The following is an 18,279-nucleotide window of genomic DNA, read 5'->3' on the forward strand; positions in this document are numbered from 1 at the left end:
AGGATTTAAAAATGCTCGTCTATTGGCTTGATATTGTCGGCACCGCGGTATTTGCAATCTCTGGCGTATTACTGGCCGGAAAATTACGTATGGATCCGTTTGGCGTCCTGGTACTCGGCGTGGTTACCGCCGTTGGTGGTGGAACGATCCGCGATATGGCGCTGGATAATGGACCGGTTTTTTGGGTTAAGGATCCGACCGATCTGGTGGTGGCGATGATCACCAGCATGCTGACGATCCTGTTGGTACGTCAACCAAGACGCATACCGAAATGGATCCTTCCGGTGCTGGATGCCGTTGGTCTGGCGGTGTTCGTGGGTATTGGGGTCAACAAGGCATTTCTCGCAGGAACAGGGCCGCTGGTGGCGATTTGTATGGGGGTGATTACCGGCGTTGGTGGTGGGATCATTCGCGATGTGTTAGCTCGTGAAGTCCCGATGATTTTGCGCACCGAGATCTACGCCACAGCCTGTATTATCGGCGGGATCGTGCATGCGACAGCGTTTTATACCTTTGATGTTTCACTGGAAAACGCCAGTATGATGGGGATGATTGTCACGCTGCTGATTCGGCTTGCCGCCATTCGCTGGCATCTGAAATTGCCGACGTTTGCGCTGGATGATAACGGGCGTTGATATGACGATACAGAACATGTAGGCCGGATAAGGCGTTTACGCCGCCATCCGGCACATTGCCCGGTGGCGCTACGCTTACCGGGCCTACAACATCAGACCATCAGTATTACAGACAGCAATCAGATGCTGAAAGAAGAACCACACCCGCAGGTGCTTTTCGCATTCGGGTTAGTCACAACGAAGCGGGAACCTTCCAGACCTTCAGTATAGTCAACCGCGCCGCCCACCAGATATTGCAGACTCATCGGATCAACGACCAGACCAACACCTTGTTTCTCGATGGTCATATCACCTTCATTGACCTGATCATCAAAGGTGAAACCGTACTGGAAACCGCTGCAACCACCGCCAGTGATATACACGCGTAATTTCAGATTCGGGTTATCTTCGTCAGCGATCAGGCTTTTAACTTTATTGGCTGCTGCTTCAGTAAATTGCAGTGGCAGCGCTACGTCATCACTCATATTTTGCTCCAAACGACATCGGCAATTGGGTAAATTTCAACCCAATATTTTGGGCCATTATCTAATACCCTGGTATTTCGTTCAAGTATTCTCGCCAGCGGCAGTACCCTGGCTTTTTGCCGCCTGCTCCGCTTCCTGTTTTGCCAGCGTACGAGCCAGGATAGTCGAGTATAGCGGCTTTCCGCCCATAAATTGGGCTAATAGTGTTGCGCCAAGACAGGTAATAATCATTGGCAAAATGAGCTGATAGTTATCGGTCATCTCCAGCACCAGTACAATACCCGTTAGCGGCGCACGCACCGAAGCAGCCAACAAAGCCCCCATTCCGGCAATGGCAAAGGTTCCGGCCTCCAGGTGATACTGCGGAAAAGAGGCCGCCGCAGCCATACCGAACGCCGTACCAAGCAACGTCCCCAACGCCAGCATCGGGGCAAAGATCCCACCGGGCGCGCCGGACGAGAAGCACAGCAGCGTGGTGACGACCCGGGTGATAAATATAAACAGCAGCAGACCAACGCTAAAATTGCCTGCCGCGGCGATAGGAATCAGGTTAAAGCCACCGCCTGCCGCTTCCGGTTGAATTAACCCGAGGATCCCGCACAGACCGCCGATCGCGCCGCCCATCAGCACCCATTTTTTAATTTCACCACCGTGGAAGCGCTGGAACATATCCTGGGTGCGCAACACCATGGTGTTGAACAATGGCCCGACACAGCCAAAAATAAGCCCGAGCACCAGATACAGCCACAGCGTATTTACCGGCGCATTGGAGAGCTTCCCAACTTCAATAATCGGCGCTTCGCCGTTGAACACGCGAAACACAATGCTCGACATAATAACGCCGGTAAACACGGCTTTGATCGACACAAGGTTATAGCGAAACTGCGGGCGCATCTCTTCAATAATGAACAGGATCCCCGCCAGCGGAGCGTTAAACGCCGCCGAAAGGCCCGCAGCCGCACCGGTAGCCAATAAGGTATGCCGCGCTTCGGCGCTACGCATGCGGAAAATATCCAGCACCATGCGCCCGAGGTTACCGCCAATCTGCACGGTCGGACCTTCACGCCCAAGCACCATGCCAGCACCCAGCGTGCCCATGCCGCCGATAAATTTCACCGGCAGGACACGCCACCAACGCACAGGTCGCAGCTCTTCCAGTGCACCTTCAATCTCTGGGATCCCCGAACCACCGGCTTCCGGCGCAAATTTACGCACCAGGAAATAGCCGACCATCGCCAGCAACGCCGAGAGAATAAACGCCAGCGGCCACAGCAGAATGTCATGGTCCGCAACCTGAGCCAGCGTGCCAATGCGCTGATTCTGCACCCAGGTCACCGCTTTCTCAAATGCCACGCCAACAAGCCCTGTCACAGTACCCACTACTGCAGCCATCAACAGGATCGCCAACGGCGTTTTGTCTCGTTCCAGGAGACGACGAATTTGATCCCTGCGGCGTAAACGCACAATTTGCTGTGCTTCAAAAGAGGGAGTGTCTGTCTTCATCAGATGATCATTAATTGGTAATACAAATACGGAATCGGCATTCTACTCGCACATTTCGCGAAAATCCCCTGCAAATCGCATTGTTTCAAATGCGTAAAACTTTCATAACCTTCTCTGAATAACTAGAATAGCGGGCATTTACTTTTTCTACGAACCAGGACCCCATCCATGAGTAAGTCTGAAAATCTCTACAGCGCAGCACGCGAACTTATCCCAGGCGGCGTTAACTCCCCCGTTCGCGCCTTTACTGGCGTGGGTGGTACTCCGCTGTTTATCGAAAAAGCGGACGGCGCGTATCTGTACGATGTCGATGGTAAAGCCTATGTCGATTACGTCGGTTCCTGGGGACCGATGGTACTGGGTCACAACCACCCGGCAATCCGTAATGCGGTGATTGAAGCTGCGGAGCGCGGTTTAAGCTTCGGTGCACCGACCGAGATGGAAGTGAAAATGGCGGCGCTGGTCACCGAATTAGTGCCGACCATGGACATGGTGCGCATGGTGAACTCCGGTACGGAAGCGACAATGAGCGCAATCCGTCTGGCGCGCGGTTTCACCGGTCGCGATAAAATCATCAAATTTGAAGGCTGCTACCACGGCCATGCCGACTGCCTGCTGGTTAAGGCCGGTTCCGGTGCATTAACGCTGGGCCAGCCGAACTCCCCAGGCGTTCCGGCCGATTTCGCGAAACACACCCTGACCTGCACCTACAACGATCTCGCTTCAGTACGTGCGGCATTTGAACAGTATCCGCAGGAGATCGCGTGCATCATCGTTGAGCCGGTCGCCGGCAACATGAACTGCATCCCGCCGCTGCCGGAATTCCTGCCGGGCCTGCGTGCGCTGTGCGATGAGTTTGGCGCACTGTTGATCATCGATGAAGTGATGACCGGTTTCCGCGTAGCGCTGGCCGGAGCACAGGATTATTACGGCGTCGTGCCGGATCTGACCTGCCTCGGTAAAATTATCGGTGGCGGAATGCCCGTTGGCGCATTCGGCGGTCGCCGCGATGTGATGGACGCACTGGCGCCGACCGGTCCGGTTTACCAGGCGGGGACGCTTTCCGGTAACCCGATCGCGATGGCGGCAGGTTATGCCTGTCTGACCGAAGTCGCCCAACCGGGTATTCATGAAACGCTGAACGAACTGACGACGCGTCTGGCGGAAGGTCTGTTGGAAGCTGCCGAAGAAGCGAATATTCCGCTGGTGGTTAACCATGTGGGCGGGATGTTCGGGATTTTCTTCACCGATGCAGAAACCGTAACCTGCTATCAGGATGTGATGGCATGCGACGTCGAACGCTTCAAGCGCTTCTTCCACATGATGCTGGATGAAGGAATTTATCTGGCGCCGTCTGCTTTCGAAGCGGGCTTTATGTCCGTGGCGCACAGTGAAGACGATATCAATAACACCATCGACGCCGCGCGCCGGGTGTTTGCGAAGTTGTAAAAAAGAGAACGTGCAGAAATGTAGGCCGGGTAAGGCGAAGCCGCCACCCGGCTTTTTTATTGCCGGATGTCGACGCAAAGCGTCTTATCCGGCCTACATGAAAGGGGTCAGCCTCAGCGGCTCTGCTTTCTCAGCAGATAGATAAAGTACGGCGCACCAATAAACGTCGACAATAATCCCGCCGGGATCTGATACGGAAACAGCACCATCCTGCCGCACCAGTCAGCAAAGACCAGCAACACGCCACCCGCCAGCGCCGAAATCAGCATATGCGGCATCGCCCGGCGAAAACCCATCATACGGGCAATATGCGGAGCCATCAGCCCGACAAAGCTCAACGGTCCAATTGTCATGGTGGCTGTCGCCGTCAGCCCTGCCGCCAGCAGCAGTAACCCCACGCGTGATGGCGTGATAGCCATACCGACAGCCCGCGCCGTATCTCCGCCGAGCGGTAAAATTGTTAGCCAACGGCGGCACAGCGGCGTCATCGCCAGCAGAATCACCATCACAATCCCGGTACGCAGTACCTGCTCTCCGCTCGCGTTATAGGTTGAACCGGAAATCCAGGTCAACACGCCCGCCATGCGCGGATCGCCGCTGGCCTGCAGCATCATCAGCAGCATAGTAAAGGCCGTACTGAGCGCCATACCGGCCAACAGCATACGGTGCGGTGAAAAACCACCGCGCCCGGCGGCAATCATAATGATAAGCAGAGTGCCCGCGGCCCCGAGGCTTCCGGCGGGCAGCAGCCAACCAAAAGCATTTCCGGGGACCAAAAACAGCATGAGCACCACGCCAAATGCCGCACCGGAGCTAATGCCCAGCACTTCCGGGCTGGCCATCGGGTTGCCCGTCAGACGTTGAATAATACAGCCCGCTACCGCCAGCATCACCCCGGCAATCAGTGCCGCCAGAATGCGAGGCCAGCGCCAGGGCATCAGCTCATCCAGCATCGCGCCGCTAGCCCATGTCCAGCCATGTGCGTCGCGGCCAAACGACTGCGCCACCACGAGGGTTAGCAGCAAGATTACGCCACCTGCCAGCGCAAACATCAGCACATTCTGACGCTCAGCGGCGATGCGATTACTGGCGTTCATATCCGGGGCGCTCATACTCCTCAAGCGCGGCAACAACCACAGTAGCAACGGTGCGCCAATCAACGCCGTCACTGAACCGGTGGAGACTTCCATCCATACGCGGGTCAGCCACAGAATGATTTGGTCGGAGAGCCAGAGGATCAACGCACCAATCAGCGGGGCAAGCACCAGACGTGCCAGCAAACGACGCGCACCGAGCATTTTCGCCAGCAGCGGTGCAAACAGGCCAATAAAGCCGATAATCCCAACCGCGTTAACCAGTAAGGCGCTGATGACAATGGCCAGCGATAACGCCGCCAGACGTGCCAGCGACAGCGCCAGACCGAGGTTGCGCGCCACGCCGTCATCCAGTCCCATCAGCGTCATTGGGCGTAATAACAACAGAGTCAGCATCACACCGCCCAACAGCTGCGGCCACAGACGCTGTACGCCGCTCCAGTCGGTTTGCGTTAACGTGCCGCTGCTCCATAAAAACATGCTTTGCAGCTGATCGTGATGGAAGATAACCATCAACTGGTTAATCGCCCCGCAGTACAGGCTGACCACCAGCCCGGCAAGGATTAACGTCACCGGAGAAAGACGCTTGCCCCAGGCAACGCCAAACACCAGCGCCCCAACGACACATGCTCCCGCCAGCGCCGCAAATTGCGTGGTCAGCGCACCAGGAATAGCCCACAGCGTGGTAACCGTAATGCCCAACTGCGCACCAGTCGCAACGCCCAGCGTGGTTGGCTCCGCCAGCGGGTTACGCAACACCTGCTGAAACAACACGCCGACCAGGCCCAGCCCGGCGCCGACCAGTAGCGATATCGCCAGCCTCGGCAGCAGGCTATAGTGAAAAACCATCTGCTCAATGATGTCGATATCCGGTGACCAGATAGCCTGTTGCCACTGACTGCGCGGTAGCGCAACGGAGAAGTTAACCCATGTCAGCCAGCAGGCAGCAACAAACAGCACCAACAACAGCAACGCCGGATGGCGGCTTCGCCTTATCCGGCCTACAAAGCGCCCAAACCGTAGGTCGGATAAGGCGCTTTTCGCGCCGCCATCCGGCATTTCAAGTTTCCTGCTCACGCTTTGCCTCCCAACGCATTATCCAGAATACGGGCAAAATGCATGGCCGATAGCGTTGCGCCATAGAACCAAACGGCAGGCACACGTTGAAAACGTCCGTCACGGACAAACGGCATCGCCTGCCATAATGGCGTAGACATCAGCGCAGCCATCTCTTTATCGTTGCCGTGATCAAAGCACAGCACATCGACATCCTTATAAGCAGCCAGACGGTCAATACTCACGGCAGTGCTGCCCCAGAAGTTTGTTTCTCCCTGCCAGGCGTTAGGGATCCCATATTCGTCCAGTACGTCCTGGAACAGGCTGTTTGAACCAAACACCAGCATATGCCGCGAATCAAGCAGGGATGTCAGGAGCACGGGACGCGCGCCGCGTTGCATAAAGCGCGGTTTCAGGCTGGCGATATAACGATCGTACTCAGCCAAATGGCGTTCAGCAGAAGCTTGCAGATTGAACAATTGCGCCATTTCCTGCAGCGACTGTCGCGCAACGGCCAGCGGCTTTTTGCCATCGCTGAAGTTAAATCCCCGGCCAGGTGCAATCCGCGCCAGCTTTTCAGGGGAAGGACCGTAACCTGCCGACCAGAGCAGAAATGAGGGCTTCATTTCGGTCAGCAGTTCGAGATTGGGTTCCGTACGTAGCCCGACGTCAATTACCGAGTCCGGCAGAGGAGGCTCACTGACCCACAGCTTGTAGTTAGGGATATCTGCGATGCCATACGGCGTAATACCCAGCGCCAGCAGCAGCTCTACCGGCAGCCATTCCAGCGCTACAATGCGCTGTGGATCAACCGCCGCGGCGTGCGCCGTATTCATCCGCCACAGCAGAGGCGACAGCGCCATCGCCGTAAGCAGCCGCCGACGGGTAATATGATGTAATCCGATCATTAATAGACAAAACTCACGGGTGCGGCACCGGCCGGATGCGGCAAAATGCCCATCGGGATACCGTAAATTTGTTCCAGAGTTTCACTGCGCATCAGTTCAGCAGGCGTTCCTTGAGAAATCATCTCACCGCCGCGCAGCGCAACGAGGTAATCGCAGTAACGGGCCGCCATATTGATATCATGCAGCACCGCAACCACCGTCAGCCCGCGCTGCTGGCTTAAGCGGTGCACCAGCGCCAGCACGTCAACCTGATGGGCAATATCCAGCGCGGAAGTCGGTTCATCAAGCAGCAGACAGCGGCTGTCCTGTGCCACCAGCATGGCAATCCATGCGCGTTGGCGTTCCCCACCGGACAGGCTATCGACCAGACGGTGCGCCAGCGGCTTTAAACCGACCAGCGAAATTGCTTCTTCTACCTTCTCTCTGTCGGCAACGCCAAAACGCCCCAGCGCCCCGTGCCACGGATAACGACCAATCGCCACCAGTTCGCGTACGGTCATCCCTTCTGCCTGCGGCAGCTGTTGCGGCAGATAGGCGACCTTGCGGGCAAACGCTTTACTACTCCAGCTCTCCAGCGGCTGTTCGTCGAGCAGGATTTCACCTTCTGACGGCGGCTGATGACGTCCCAGCATTTTCAATAATGTCGATTTACCGGAACCGTTGTGGCCGATAAGACCAGTCACTTTCCCTACAGGAAAAGTTAATGAGAGAGGATGCAAAAGCGTGCGACCAGGCACACGAAAGGAGACATTACGCAACGCAAAAGTGGTGTCGGGATGGGATCTGTTTTCCTGCATAGCAGCCAACTTGTAAAACGGGCACGCAAAGCGTGCCCAAAGAGAAATTAGAAACGGAAGGTTGCAGTTGCAACGACCTGACGTTCTGCGCCCCAGAAGCAGCCATAAGTATTGAAGCAGCTGGCGACGTATTCACGGTCAAACAGGTTGTTCACATGCAGCGCCACGTTGGAGCCAGCCATACCTACACGCGCCAGATCGTAACGCACTAACGCATCTACCAGCGTGTAGCTTCCCACTTTGAAGGAGTTTGCCGGATCGCCATAACTGGAACTAGTATAACGAACACCCGTACCCAACGTCAGCCCGGAAAGCGCACCATCATAGAGGGTGTAATCCCCCCACAGTGATGCCATATGTTTTGGCACCTGGGCAGGCGTATTGCCTTTGTAGTTGGTGTCAGTGGTGTATTCCGCATCGGTATAGGTATAAGAACCAACCACGTTAACGCTGGCTGACAGCGCCGCTTTCGCTTCAATTTCTACACCACGTGAGCGAATTTCGCCGCCTTCAACTGACCAGATCGATCCATTCGGGTCGGCCATCAGGTTGTTGGTTTTGGTCAACTGGTAAACGGCACCGGTCAACACGATCGGACGATCGCTCGGTACGTACTTCACGCCCGCTTCGTACTGCTTACCTTTAGATGGCGCAAAGATATTACCGCTTTCCCCAACCTGAGAATTTGGTTCAAACGATTCGCTGTAGCTGAAATACGGGGTTACACCGTTATCGAACAGATAGTTAACACCGCCACGCCAGGTGAACTGTCGGTCATCACGGGAGTCCAGCACACCAGAAACTCGGTTCAGAGAGTCCTGCTTAGCCCAGTCGTAACGACCGCCCAGAGTGACCAGCACCTTATCCCACTGCATCTGATCCTGAGCGTACAGGCCCGTTTGTTCCTGTTTATTCAGAACGCGATAAGCTGCGCCAGGTCCAGGGTGCGAGCCAAAGTCAAAATCGCTACGGTCAAGATTATAGATATCAGACGGCGCTACCGAACCAGCCCAACCGAACCAGGAGTTGATATCGTTACGCATACGCATATAGTCAACGCCGGTCAGCAATGTGTGATCCAGGGAACCGGTGGCGAATGTGCTCTGCAACTGGGTATCAACAGAGAAATTCTGCAATTTTTCATTATCGTCAACGTACTGACGAGTCAGCGTGTGATCCCAATCTGACTGAGGGATGCTGGCGCAAGGGCTGTTAGCCGGATCTTTGGTATACAGCGGATCGGAGCACATGCCATAGCCGTACACGCTTTTCTGCGACACTTTGTTTTGGGCATAACGCAGGTTCTGACGTACGGTAAAGGTGTCGTTAAATTCGTGGTCGAAGCTGTAGCCCACCATCTTCTCGTTACGAGAGTAGGTATTGTTGTCCGCACCTTCGTTGAAATCGGTCGGCAAACGTGAACCATTTGGCAGCTTAGACACGGTCCCCTCTTTCGGCAACCAGCCGTAATAACCGGTTTCCGGCTCGTTCTGGAAGTAGGAGAGGAAGGTGAAATTCGTCTTATCATCCGGACGCCATGTGAAAGATGGCGCGATGGCATAACGCTGTTCTTCTGCGCCCTGCTGCTGCGCATTCGCGGAACGCGCCAGGCCGGTCAGACGGTATGAGTACACACCATCGTCATCCAGCGCATCGCTGAAGTCAAAACCGGTCTGGAACAGGCTGTCAGTGCCCATTTTGAACTGAACTTCTTTCAGCGGCTCCGTTGTCGGGCGCTTGCTGACCATGTTCAACAACCCACCCGGGTTGCTCTTTCCGTACAGAACGGAAACCGGACCGCGCATCACTTCGGCGCGCTCCAGCATATAAGGGTCGATGACCGCATCATTGTAGAAGTTGCCCTGCATCTTCAGGCCATTCAGATAGTTATTCTGACTTTGGCCGTCTGCGGCAAATCCGCGAATAATCAGGTAGTCATAGGTATTGGACGCGCCACGCGTACCCACGGCAACGCCCGGGGTGTAGCTGAGCGCTTCTTTGACCGATTTTGGCTGATGCAACGCCATCTCTTCGGCGGTGACCACTGAAATAGACTGAGGAACTTTTTGAATCGGAGTGTCGGTTTTGGTCGCCGTAGCAGACTGTCGTGCAGCGATGGTTGCCGCAGGCCCCCATGCGCTTTCCTGCGGAGCAGGTGCAGCAGTTACGGTGATGGTTTCTTCTTTCGGGTCAACCGCCGCCTGTGCATAGACAGACATGCCGCTAACCGCTGTGGCTACCACTACTGCGATTTTACGCAGCGATGAACTTGGCTGAGCAGTTTTAAGACGCGCCATTGGTATTTCTCTGATGAAAGTGAATGATAACGTAAACGAGAATTATTATTATAACGAGAGCATAATATTCGAAACACCGTTGCGATCGCAAGCAATACGCGTCCCTACTAAAACTGAGGGGTTAAGAAATAACCAGATGAAAAGAAAGGGTTAATAAATTAGGCTGGAATGTTGAAAAGAAAAGCCTGCAAATACACAGGCTATTTTTGGCTAGCGGTAAAAAACGTTAAATGTCGCAACAGAGTCAACCTTTCCCGCTTTTACAGTTCCTGTTTGTACATATCTTGCTTTCAAAGGGATAGTGACAGACTGCCTATCGGTTGTTTGCGCTACCGCGTTGTAATCTTGATCAAATTTCAGCACATTATTGTTGCTGTCGAGAATTTGTAATCCGACCCCTTCGGCTGCGTCATTACCACTGGCGATCTCCAGGATGTCGCTATTGCCACTCACGCCAGTTGAACCGGCAGTGGTGAATTTATAATCAAGTTTGATGCCCGCGACACACTGTTCCAGCTGAATCTTGAAACTATCATCAGATACAACATCGGAATAACCGTCCACAATATCGCTAGTCATGATTCTCTTAAGCGGCACTGTGATATTTTTTTCAACTAAATTGCAGGTGTTAGCAGTAACGTTAATAACTATTGGCGCAAAGCGAATTTGAGCAATAACCTGCGAATCATAAATCCAGTCCGCATTGAGCATGTTGACGTCAATAACCCCTGACTGCACAACGCCAGTGACGACAAATTCAGCTCTCGCATGTGATTGAATACTATAGTCACTTAAATGGTCTGTTTTTGCCGACCCTAGATGCATAGGGGTAACCAGCGATCCTTCTGTTAGGGCGAAAGGGCTATCTTTAGCCCAGGCGACCCGAAAACCTATTCCCGAAACATTTGTTTGATAAACGCGGCTAAGGGGATTATCCGTGCGGGCATCGCTACTCGTGAATACGGTATAACCTGTATAGATATCGCCATTATCTGTACAGTCCACGACATTAATAAGGTCACCAGTCACTTCCTGGGTTGCAATGATCGTACCTGGAGCGGCGTCCGCATTTACCGTAAACGACGGCATATTGAACGTAGAGGTTGACGGCGACGCATCATTCTCAATTTTGCAGGATGCCTGAACTGATTGCTGTGCGAACAATAGACCGCAACATAGAATCAATCTAAAAATCATATAATTATTCATATTCCTACAGTCCATTTTATGTTTTCCCTTTACACTATCGACACTCAACCGCAGCCTGGTAAATAGAGGACTCGATATCGTCTGGGATCTGCGCATTTCCTTCACAGCGCTGTTCTGGAGCACTACCCCACTGTACTTTAAACGGTACATTACCTTTCAAACCGGTCAGATAAACTTCGCCACCATCTCCGACTATTGAGGAGCCCCCCTCAATTGACAGTACCGCGCCGAAAGGCACAAAACTCGATCCATGGTGAAGTGTTAATAAGGCGCGAATACCCTGGCGGGCAGAGAAATTAGCTGCGACAACTGCCCCTTTCGTAGGTACGACATCTTTGGCCGGTTTTTCGATATCCAGATCGTCGCGTTCCCCGCTGTTCACCGTGACGGTATTACGACGATAATTAGTTAAATATGGTACGACCGCATTTCCCCAGTAGTCAGTGTAAATACCTTGCATATTCTGGACCTTAACATCTGCTCCCTCGTCAATATGGACAATAGCAAAAGCATCCTGGACAGATTGCCCCAGCGTAATACCATAAGGATGTGCGACGACGGATCCTTGCGCGCTGTAGTTCCACTGTTTGCTATCTTTGGCATAGCTATAGTTCGCCCCAATTTCACCGTATGAGCCACGATAACGCCCCGTCATGCTCGCACCATATCCAGTATCGTGATCGGTATAGCTTTGCTGCAGGTTATAACTTAAGTTGTTATCTTCCAGCGCAGTCCCGCCAATCCCAACCTGATGCACGGTATTGCCATTTTTAGCGCTGTTTAGGTTGTAGGTCGCCCAACTGTTTGACAGCCAACGTGACAAAGGAATATTGACGGAAAATGCAACCTGCTGATCATTATCGCTGTTTGGTGTTTTTGTCAGGCTATAGTTCACAGACCAGGTGATGTCCTGCCAACTGGAACTGAATCCCATACTGGCACTGCGCTCATGCCCACTCATATCCCAGTAATCTTGTTGATAACCATTGATATACACAGACCCTACAGAGCCCAATGATTGCGACATACTCAACTGTAAACGGCTACGACGGTTGTTTGTTTTACGGTAATTGTAGATTCCATCATCTTCACCTCTATCACGCTGATCGAGTGCTTCCTGGAAGGTATAAAAACCAGAAGTGGAATAACGGTAACTGGCCAGCGTCACCGTGGTATCTGTTGCAGAAAAGTCTTTGGAATATTGTGCGCGCCAGGATAAACCATTGGCATTACCACGCCCGTCGTCAAACTGAGTTCTGGCCGCAGTAACATCTACAGACACAGAACCAAGCTCACCGAGATCGGCCCCCGCCCCGACCAGACCGGCACGATAAATTGATGCTTCGAGCGCTCCGCCATACAGCGTAATGCCATGAGGCATGCCGTAGATTACCGTCGCCTGACCAAACCCAGGTTCCTCGCCGTTATCGATATCGCGGTATTTTCCACCAGCAAGGCTATATTTCAGCGCACCTTCACGCTGTAAGATGGGTACCGAAGCGCTTGCCTGAATAAACGAATGCTCGCTTCCATCAGCCTCTTTAACGGTAACTTGTAGATCTGACCCTGCTGTTACCTGACTGAGATCTCTGATTTCAAAGGGGCCGCTGGAGACATAAGTCTGATATATCGTGTAGCCATTTTGCTTAATCGTTACTTTTGCATCGCTATTGGCAATTCCGCGCACAACAGGCGCAAACCCTTGTAAGCTATTGGGTAACATGCTGGTATCGGTTTCCAGCTTCACCCCTGTCATCTGTACGCTGTCAAACAGTTCGCCGTTGGTATATGTCTGGCCAATTTCAAGCTGACTTTGCAGAAATTTAATATCCCGCTCCAGCGTGGTGCTGATCGCATCCCAGCCATCCGAATTGCTGTAGGTACTTGAATTACGAAGCCGCCAGGCGCCAAGATTTAGACCAGAATTAAGGCTTGCCCAGTTCGAGTTATCGTTCTCGCCATTTACTTGCTGGCGGTTGCCGCTAATGTAATAGCTGCTCCATGCCGCAGGAATGCCATCGTCCCAGTCTTTAATAGGGATAGCGCCAGCGACTTGCTGGTCGCGATAAATTTGCGGGATCCGCATGAAAAGAGTTTGGCTATCGAGTTGAAAATCAAACTTTGCTCCCGATATGTACTGGGCGATGTCGCCAACTGGAGCCGTATCAGCCAATGATTTCAAGCCGGGAAGGCTATCGACCTTCACCCCCAACTCTCTGAGATCCCCTTTGCTGAACTGCGGGAGTAACTGCGTCTTATCCTGCGATAGTACGTATGTAATATTTCGCTTATCAATGCGATCATAATCCCACACAACTTCAGTCAAATAAGTTCCTGGCTGTAACCCATTATTTTGCAAAAAGGTTTCCAGTGTTGACGTATTCTCTAACGGTGTACCGAGTTCCAGAATATGCAAATTGAATTCATCTTCAGCACTCGCTGGGTGCAAAAATGAGCATAATGCCAGCGTGATGCTGTTGAGCAAAAAGAGTCGACAAGATCGCAAAGGATAAGGCCGCATATAATAAATTCCCTTTAATTATTACCCATACGGTCATTGCGTATTATAGTGATTGGCGCTTTTTCACCGTTGCAGCACCATAGTCATTCACTGCAGCCCATGACACATCACCTACTGCAGTTGCAGGTATTGAAAATATCTGTTCCCCAAAGGGAGGAACCGTCATTGACAATGACTCAGGTACAGAACTGTCTGCGAGAGGTTTTACCTGCTTTCCGCCAACAGAGAGTTCTAATAACGAAATATGAAATGGCGTTGGATTCTTTGCGGTTAATTGAGAACCCTGACGGCTAAACCGTAATTTTTCCCACGCACCGGCAGCGGCCGATTCTTTAAGACTCACTGGCCGCCAAAATAGTTTCAGCTGTGTTTTCATCGCAAACTGCAGCGTATTTTTATCTTTTAATTCATCAGGCATAGCCGAAACAGATTTAAAGTTGGCAACAAACATCGATTCACGGTCTTGTGGTAGCGATCCTTTATCGCCAATAAAGACGATATGCAGCAGAGCCTGGCCATTAGCGTCCATTTTATAAATCGGCGGAGTGATAATAAATGGCGCTTTTGTGTTATCTGTCTTTGTTACCCAGCTTTGTATCAGATATTTATTGGCATCTTCTTTATTCTTAATAGATATCTGTACTTCTTTTTTATTCTCCGGGTAAATGATTCGAATCCCCCCCAGGACAATGCTGGCCTGTGCATTTATGGCAATAAGCCCAATGATGGCAAAACAAATTCGCGCATATAATTTCACCCGCAATACTCCCTGGTCAGGCAGCCCTGAAGGGCTGCCTGTCATACTTAACGATAGAACACGGTAAAATTCGCGGAGGCGTGATATTTACCCGGAGTCGGTTTTGCATCACCAATCTGAATCACTTTCGCGGTATAGTTGAAAATAGAAGGCGTTGCTTCATCGCCAGTATTCGCCACATCCGTGGTTGATACCGGAACGGAGTCATCAAACACAACGTCAGTGTTACCACCATTATTATTGGTTACGGTAATACCTACATTTGTTGCAGCACTCGCATCACTAAGGTCGTTCTTCAGGCGCAAATTCTCGCCGTCAGTTGTGTCACCACTGAACCTCAGGTTTAAACTTGCTATGGCAGGGTCACATTTAGCCAGAGAAATCTGGAAATCTTTTGTCGGGCCAATTGACCCATCCTTCTCAAAATTATCCGGGTAAGCATCAGCAAAAGTAACCACGGTATTTGCTCCTGCGCCATCGACATCAATAACGCAAGTGTCGGCAACAATACGGCCAGAAAACTCTACCTTACCCGTATCTTCTGCAAATGCAGACGTATTTACAGCGGCAATCAGGCTTCCGGCCATCAGCACAGTAAGAAGCTTTTTATTCATTAGAATCCCTTAATCAGAACGATTGAATGACAAAGTCCCATTGCCAATAATAAATTACTGGCGAGAAATATTGAGGGTGAGCACGGAGAGAAAAGAATAAAGATATGCAAAAAACATGATCTTCTGAAATCCCTTCATCAAATCAATACAATGAATCGTGTATAGTGTTCACTCGCGGATTAAATCAAACCACCGGAGAGACTGTCTATAGCCTGCAATTTTTCACACATCATAAAAGAAGTTAACTATTTAATTTCCAATGTTTTTTGCAAACATTTATTTTACTTAATCTGTTCTTAATTAAAATTAAATCAATACAATTACATCATGAAAAAATAAAACTCATTTTACCCAGAAATAAAAACACCCGCTAATAGCGGGTGTTTAGGTCTAATTTACTACTGAATTAATTACTACCAAACATCTCTTTAATCCAACCGGCTACGCCATCGCCGTCCTTCTTCTCTTGCTGCGGCGGTTGCTGCTGTTGAGGCTGCTGTTGCTGCGGCTGCTGAGAAGATTGATCGAACGGATTACCCGACTGCTGCAGCATCTCACCTTGCTGACACAGTGAATCCGGATCGGTGGTCCATACAGGAAGCGTGCGCATACCCCCGCTACAAACGAAGTTACCGTCGTAGTCTACGCCCATATCCACCACATCCTCCGGTGGCGTCAACACCAGCGGTGTTGGCGTCTGGTTGGCCAGATAACGCTGATAAATCGACATCGCGCCGCTGGCACCGTACAGCTTGGTTGGCTGGTTGTTATCGCGGCCCACCCAGGTAATGGTCACCTGGCTGCCGTCGATCCCGGCAAACCAGGTATCCACGTTGTTGTTGGTGGTCCCGGTTTTCCCTGCCAGATGCAGACCCGGATACTTCGCGCCAAGTTGGCGACCCGTACCACGCTGAACCACCTGCTGCATAGTCCACAGCGTCATATACGCTGCCTGCGCCGGAACGGCACGCTCGGCCTGTGGGAAACTCTGGTACAGTACGGTTCCATCTTCGGCAATCACCGAACGCAGCGCCGACAGCGGCGCGCGGTTCCCGCCGCTGGCGATAGTCTGGAATGCCTGCGCCACTTCGATTGGCGTCAGGTTCAACGCCCCCAGCAGCATGGCCGGAACCGGGTTAAGCTGATCTTTCGGCGCCCCCAGCTTCAACCAGGTATCGGTTACAGCAGGCAGGCCCAGCGCCATCCCCAGATTTACCGTTGGCACGTTCATTGAACGCGTTAACGCATCCACCAGCATCACTTTACCGCTTTCGCTATAGCGACGGTCATCGTTCTGCGGTGACCACACCTGACCGTTCGGCTGGCGCAGCGCAATCGGCGCATCGGCAATCCAGGTATTCAGGCGGTACAACTTCGGCTGGCTGAGCGCGGTCAGATAGGTCGCAGGCTTGGCCAGAGAACCAATCGAACGACGCGCCTGCATCGCACGGTTATAGCCCGCAAACTGCGGTTCTGCTCCGCCGACCATGGCGCGAACTTCGCCGCTAAAGCGGTCAACAACCACAATCGCGGTTTCCAGATCGCTCAGCTTACGCTGTTTCTTCAGTACCGGAATGCCTTCCACCGCCGCTTTTTCTGCGGCGTCCTGCGCCACGGAATCAAAGGTGGTGAAAATCTTCACGCCGGAGAGATCTTTAACTTTATCGCCCAGCTTCGCCTGGAGCTCCTGACGCACCATCTGCATAAAGGCAGGCTGCGGGGAGATCACCCCACCACGCGGCTGTACGCCTAACGGACGCGCGCTCAGCATGTCATACAGATCCTGGTCGATAATCTGCTGCTGTTGCAGCAAACGCAGAACCAGGTTACGACGCTCCAGCGCCAGTTTCGGGTTACGCCACGGGTTGTAGATCGACGCCCCTTTAACCATCCCCACCAGCAGCGCCTGCTGGTCGAGGCTCAGCTCTTCTACCGGACGACCGAAATAATAGAGGCTCGCCAGCGGGAAGCCGCGAATCTCGTTATCACCGCTTTGGCCGAGATAGACTTCGTTCATGTACAGCTCAAGAATGCGGTCTTTGCTGTAACGCGCATCCATGATCAGCGCCATATAGGCTTCGTTGGCCTTACGCCAGTAGGAACGTTCGCTGGACAGGAACAAGTTTTTCACCAGTTGCTGAGTCAGCGTACTGGCCCCCTGTACCGTACGACCCGCCGTCAGGTTCGCCAGCACCGCACGACCAATGGAATAAAGGCTGATACCGTCATGCTCATAGAAGTGACGGTCTTCGGTCGCCAGCAGCGTGTCCACCAGCAGATCCGGGAAGCCGCTACGCGGAACAAACAGGCGCTGCTCACCGTTAGGTGAAGAGAGCATGGTGATCAGACGCGGATCGAGACGGAAGAAACCGAACTGGCGGTTGTTATCCATATTCTCGATAGTGTCCAGATGATCGCCGTCAAAGGTCAGACGCGCACGCACCTGCCCTTCTTTACTGTCCGGGAAGTCAAACGGACGACGAATCATCTCAATGCTCTTCGCCTGCACGGTAAATTCGCCCGGACGCGTCATCTTCGTCACCTGACGATACTGCGTGGCCTCCAGCAGCTTCACCATCTCGTTTTTGCCGATAGGCATTTCTGGCTCAAGGTTAACCATACGGCCATAAACTGCCGCAGGAAGCTGCCAGACTTTGCCATCAATACGGCTACGAATTTTTTGGTCCAGATAAACGCCGTAAATGGCGATCAGTACCAAAAAGACAATCGACAGTTTTACCAGCAGCCAGAACCAGCCGCGCTTACCACGAGGCTTACGCCCTTTGCCTTTACCCTTACGCGGCATCGGTTCTTCATCCTCATAGTCATCATCATCATAATCGTCGTCATACTCATCATCTCTGAGTTGACGACGGCTCACCTTTTGTTTCACCGGACGCGAGGGTTTTCCTTTACGTCCAATTGGCTCGCGGTCATTCCCCGCCATGCTTTTTCTCCGCAACATTCAGGCGCAA

Annotated in this window: 14 protein-coding genes; 2 read left to right on the forward strand and 12 right to left on the reverse strand. The window is 52.5% G+C overall.

Annotated features, from left to right (window positions below):
• Positions 1–11 precede the first annotated feature (11 nt).
• A complete protein-coding gene (locus tag C2U43_RS21215) occupies positions 12–635 on the forward strand; it encodes a TRIC cation channel family protein (protein WP_003829199.1) in 624 nt (207 codons plus the stop codon).
• A 119-nt stretch (positions 636–754) separates the two neighbouring features.
• On the opposite strand, the gene erpA is transcribed toward C2U43_RS21215, so the two are convergent.
• The 3 genes from erpA to clcA are packed head-to-tail and all read right to left on the reverse strand — an operon-like array spanning position 755 to position 2,602.
• Positions 755–1,099, reverse strand: a complete 345-nt coding sequence (gene erpA / locus C2U43_RS21220; protein ID WP_008786260.1) for an iron-sulfur cluster insertion protein ErpA — start codon at positions 1,097–1,099, stop codon at positions 755–757.
• On the reverse strand, positions 1,092–1,157 hold the full coding sequence (yadW, locus tag C2U43_RS29455; RefSeq protein WP_122973801.1) for a small protein YadW: 66 nt from the start codon (positions 1,155–1,157) through the stop codon (positions 1,092–1,094). The genes erpA and yadW overlap by 8 nt, the downstream gene beginning before the upstream one ends.
• Before the next feature lie 23 nt (positions 1,158–1,180).
• Entirely contained in the window at positions 1,181–2,602 is a 1,422-nt protein-coding gene (gene clcA / locus C2U43_RS21225) for a H(+)/Cl(-) exchange transporter ClcA (protein ID WP_008786259.1), read from the reverse strand.
• A gap of 168 nt (positions 2,603–2,770) precedes the next feature.
• Between clcA and hemL the strand changes: the two genes are divergently transcribed.
• Complete coding sequence (hemL, locus tag C2U43_RS21230) at positions 2,771–4,051, forward strand: glutamate-1-semialdehyde 2,1-aminomutase (protein ID WP_008786258.1); 1,281 nt, start codon at positions 2,771–2,773, stop codon at positions 4,049–4,051.
• 113 nt (positions 4,052–4,164) lie between these two features.
• Here the strand turns inward: hemL and fhuB are convergent, their stop codons facing one another.
• The 9 genes from fhuB to mrcB form a co-directional block, all read right to left on the reverse strand.
• Complete coding sequence (fhuB, locus tag C2U43_RS21235) at positions 4,165–6,204, reverse strand: Fe(3+)-hydroxamate ABC transporter permease FhuB (protein ID WP_103285744.1); 2,040 nt, start codon at positions 6,202–6,204, stop codon at positions 4,165–4,167.
• Between the two features lie 14 nt (positions 6,205–6,218).
• The gene (gene fhuD, locus C2U43_RS21240; protein WP_103285745.1) at positions 6,219–7,109 is read right to left on the reverse strand and encodes a Fe(3+)-hydroxamate ABC transporter substrate-binding protein FhuD; all 891 of its coding nucleotides are present in this window, start codon (positions 7,107–7,109) and stop codon (positions 6,219–6,221) included.
• A complete protein-coding gene (gene fhuC / locus C2U43_RS21245; RefSeq protein WP_003829206.1) occupies positions 7,109–7,906 on the reverse strand; it encodes a Fe3+-hydroxamate ABC transporter ATP-binding protein FhuC in 798 nt (265 codons plus the stop codon). Before fhuC ends, fhuD begins: the two co-directional genes overlap by 1 nt.
• Before the next feature lie 47 nt (positions 7,907–7,953).
• Positions 7,954–10,203 carry a ferrichrome porin FhuA gene (fhuA, locus tag C2U43_RS21250; RefSeq protein WP_048227070.1) on the reverse strand — a complete coding sequence of 750 codons (2,250 nt, stop codon included), beginning with the start codon at positions 10,201–10,203 and terminating at the stop codon, positions 7,954–7,956.
• A gap of 210 nt (positions 10,204–10,413) precedes the next feature.
• On the reverse strand, positions 10,414–11,412 hold the full coding sequence (locus C2U43_RS21255; protein ID WP_233899554.1) for a fimbrial protein: 999 nt from the start codon (positions 11,410–11,412) through the stop codon (positions 10,414–10,416).
• Positions 11,413–11,446: 34 nt separating this feature from the next.
• The gene (locus tag C2U43_RS21260) at positions 11,447–13,933 is read right to left on the reverse strand and encodes a fimbria/pilus outer membrane usher protein (RefSeq protein WP_103285747.1); all 2,487 of its coding nucleotides are present in this window, start codon (positions 13,931–13,933) and stop codon (positions 11,447–11,449) included.
• A gap of 43 nt (positions 13,934–13,976) precedes the next feature.
• Positions 13,977–14,690: a fimbrial biogenesis chaperone gene (locus C2U43_RS21265; RefSeq protein ID WP_103285748.1), complete on the reverse strand. Its 714-nt coding sequence runs from the start codon at positions 14,688–14,690 to the stop codon at positions 13,977–13,979.
• Between the two features lie 47 nt (positions 14,691–14,737).
• Positions 14,738–15,304: a fimbrial protein gene (locus C2U43_RS21270; RefSeq protein WP_103285749.1), complete on the reverse strand. Its 567-nt coding sequence runs from the start codon at positions 15,302–15,304 to the stop codon at positions 14,738–14,740.
• 406 nt (positions 15,305–15,710) lie between these two features.
• Entirely contained in the window at positions 15,711–18,251 is a 2,541-nt protein-coding gene (mrcB, locus tag C2U43_RS21275; protein WP_008786249.1) for a bifunctional glycosyl transferase/transpeptidase, read from the reverse strand.
• Between the last annotated feature and the right edge of the window lie 28 nt (positions 18,252–18,279).

The organism is Citrobacter freundii complex sp. CFNIH9 (assembly GCF_002903305.1).
In the GTDB taxonomy this organism is placed as follows: domain Bacteria; phylum Pseudomonadota; class Gammaproteobacteria; order Enterobacterales; family Enterobacteriaceae; genus Citrobacter; species Citrobacter portucalensis.

Coding starts and splice junctions, on each gene's coding strand:
- C2U43_RS21215 (WP_003829199.1), top strand. CDS start 12: ATGCTCGTCTATTGGCTTGATATTGTCGGCACCGCGGTATTTGCAATC.
- C2U43_RS21255 (WP_233899554.1), bottom strand. CDS start 11,412: ATGAATAATTATATGATTTTTAGATTGATTCTATGTTGCGGTCTATTG.
- C2U43_RS21260 (WP_103285747.1), bottom strand. CDS start 13,933: ATGCGGCCTTATCCTTTGCGATCTTGTCGACTCTTTTTGCTCAACAGC.
- mrcB (WP_008786249.1), bottom strand. CDS start 18,251: ATGGCGGGGAATGACCGCGAGCCAATTGGACGTAAAGGAAAACCCTCG.
- clcA (WP_008786259.1), bottom strand. CDS start 2,602: ATGAAGACAGACACTCCCTCTTTTGAAGCACAGCAAATTGTGCGTTTA.
- fhuB (WP_103285744.1), bottom strand. CDS start 6,204: ATGCCGGATGGCGGCGCGAAAAGCGCCTTATCCGACCTACGGTTTGGG.
- fhuA (WP_048227070.1), bottom strand. CDS start 10,203: ATGGCGCGTCTTAAAACTGCTCAGCCAAGTTCATCGCTGCGTAAAATC.
- erpA (WP_008786260.1), bottom strand. CDS start 1,099: ATGAGTGATGACGTAGCGCTGCCACTGCAATTTACTGAAGCAGCAGCC.
- fhuD (WP_103285745.1), bottom strand. CDS start 7,109: ATGATCGGATTACATCATATTACCCGTCGGCGGCTGCTTACGGCGATG.
- fhuC (WP_003829206.1), bottom strand. CDS start 7,906: ATGCAGGAAAACAGATCCCATCCCGACACCACTTTTGCGTTGCGTAAT.
- C2U43_RS21270 (WP_103285749.1), bottom strand. CDS start 15,304: ATGAATAAAAAGCTTCTTACTGTGCTGATGGCCGGAAGCCTGATTGCC.
- hemL (WP_008786258.1), top strand. CDS start 2,771: ATGAGTAAGTCTGAAAATCTCTACAGCGCAGCACGCGAACTTATCCCA.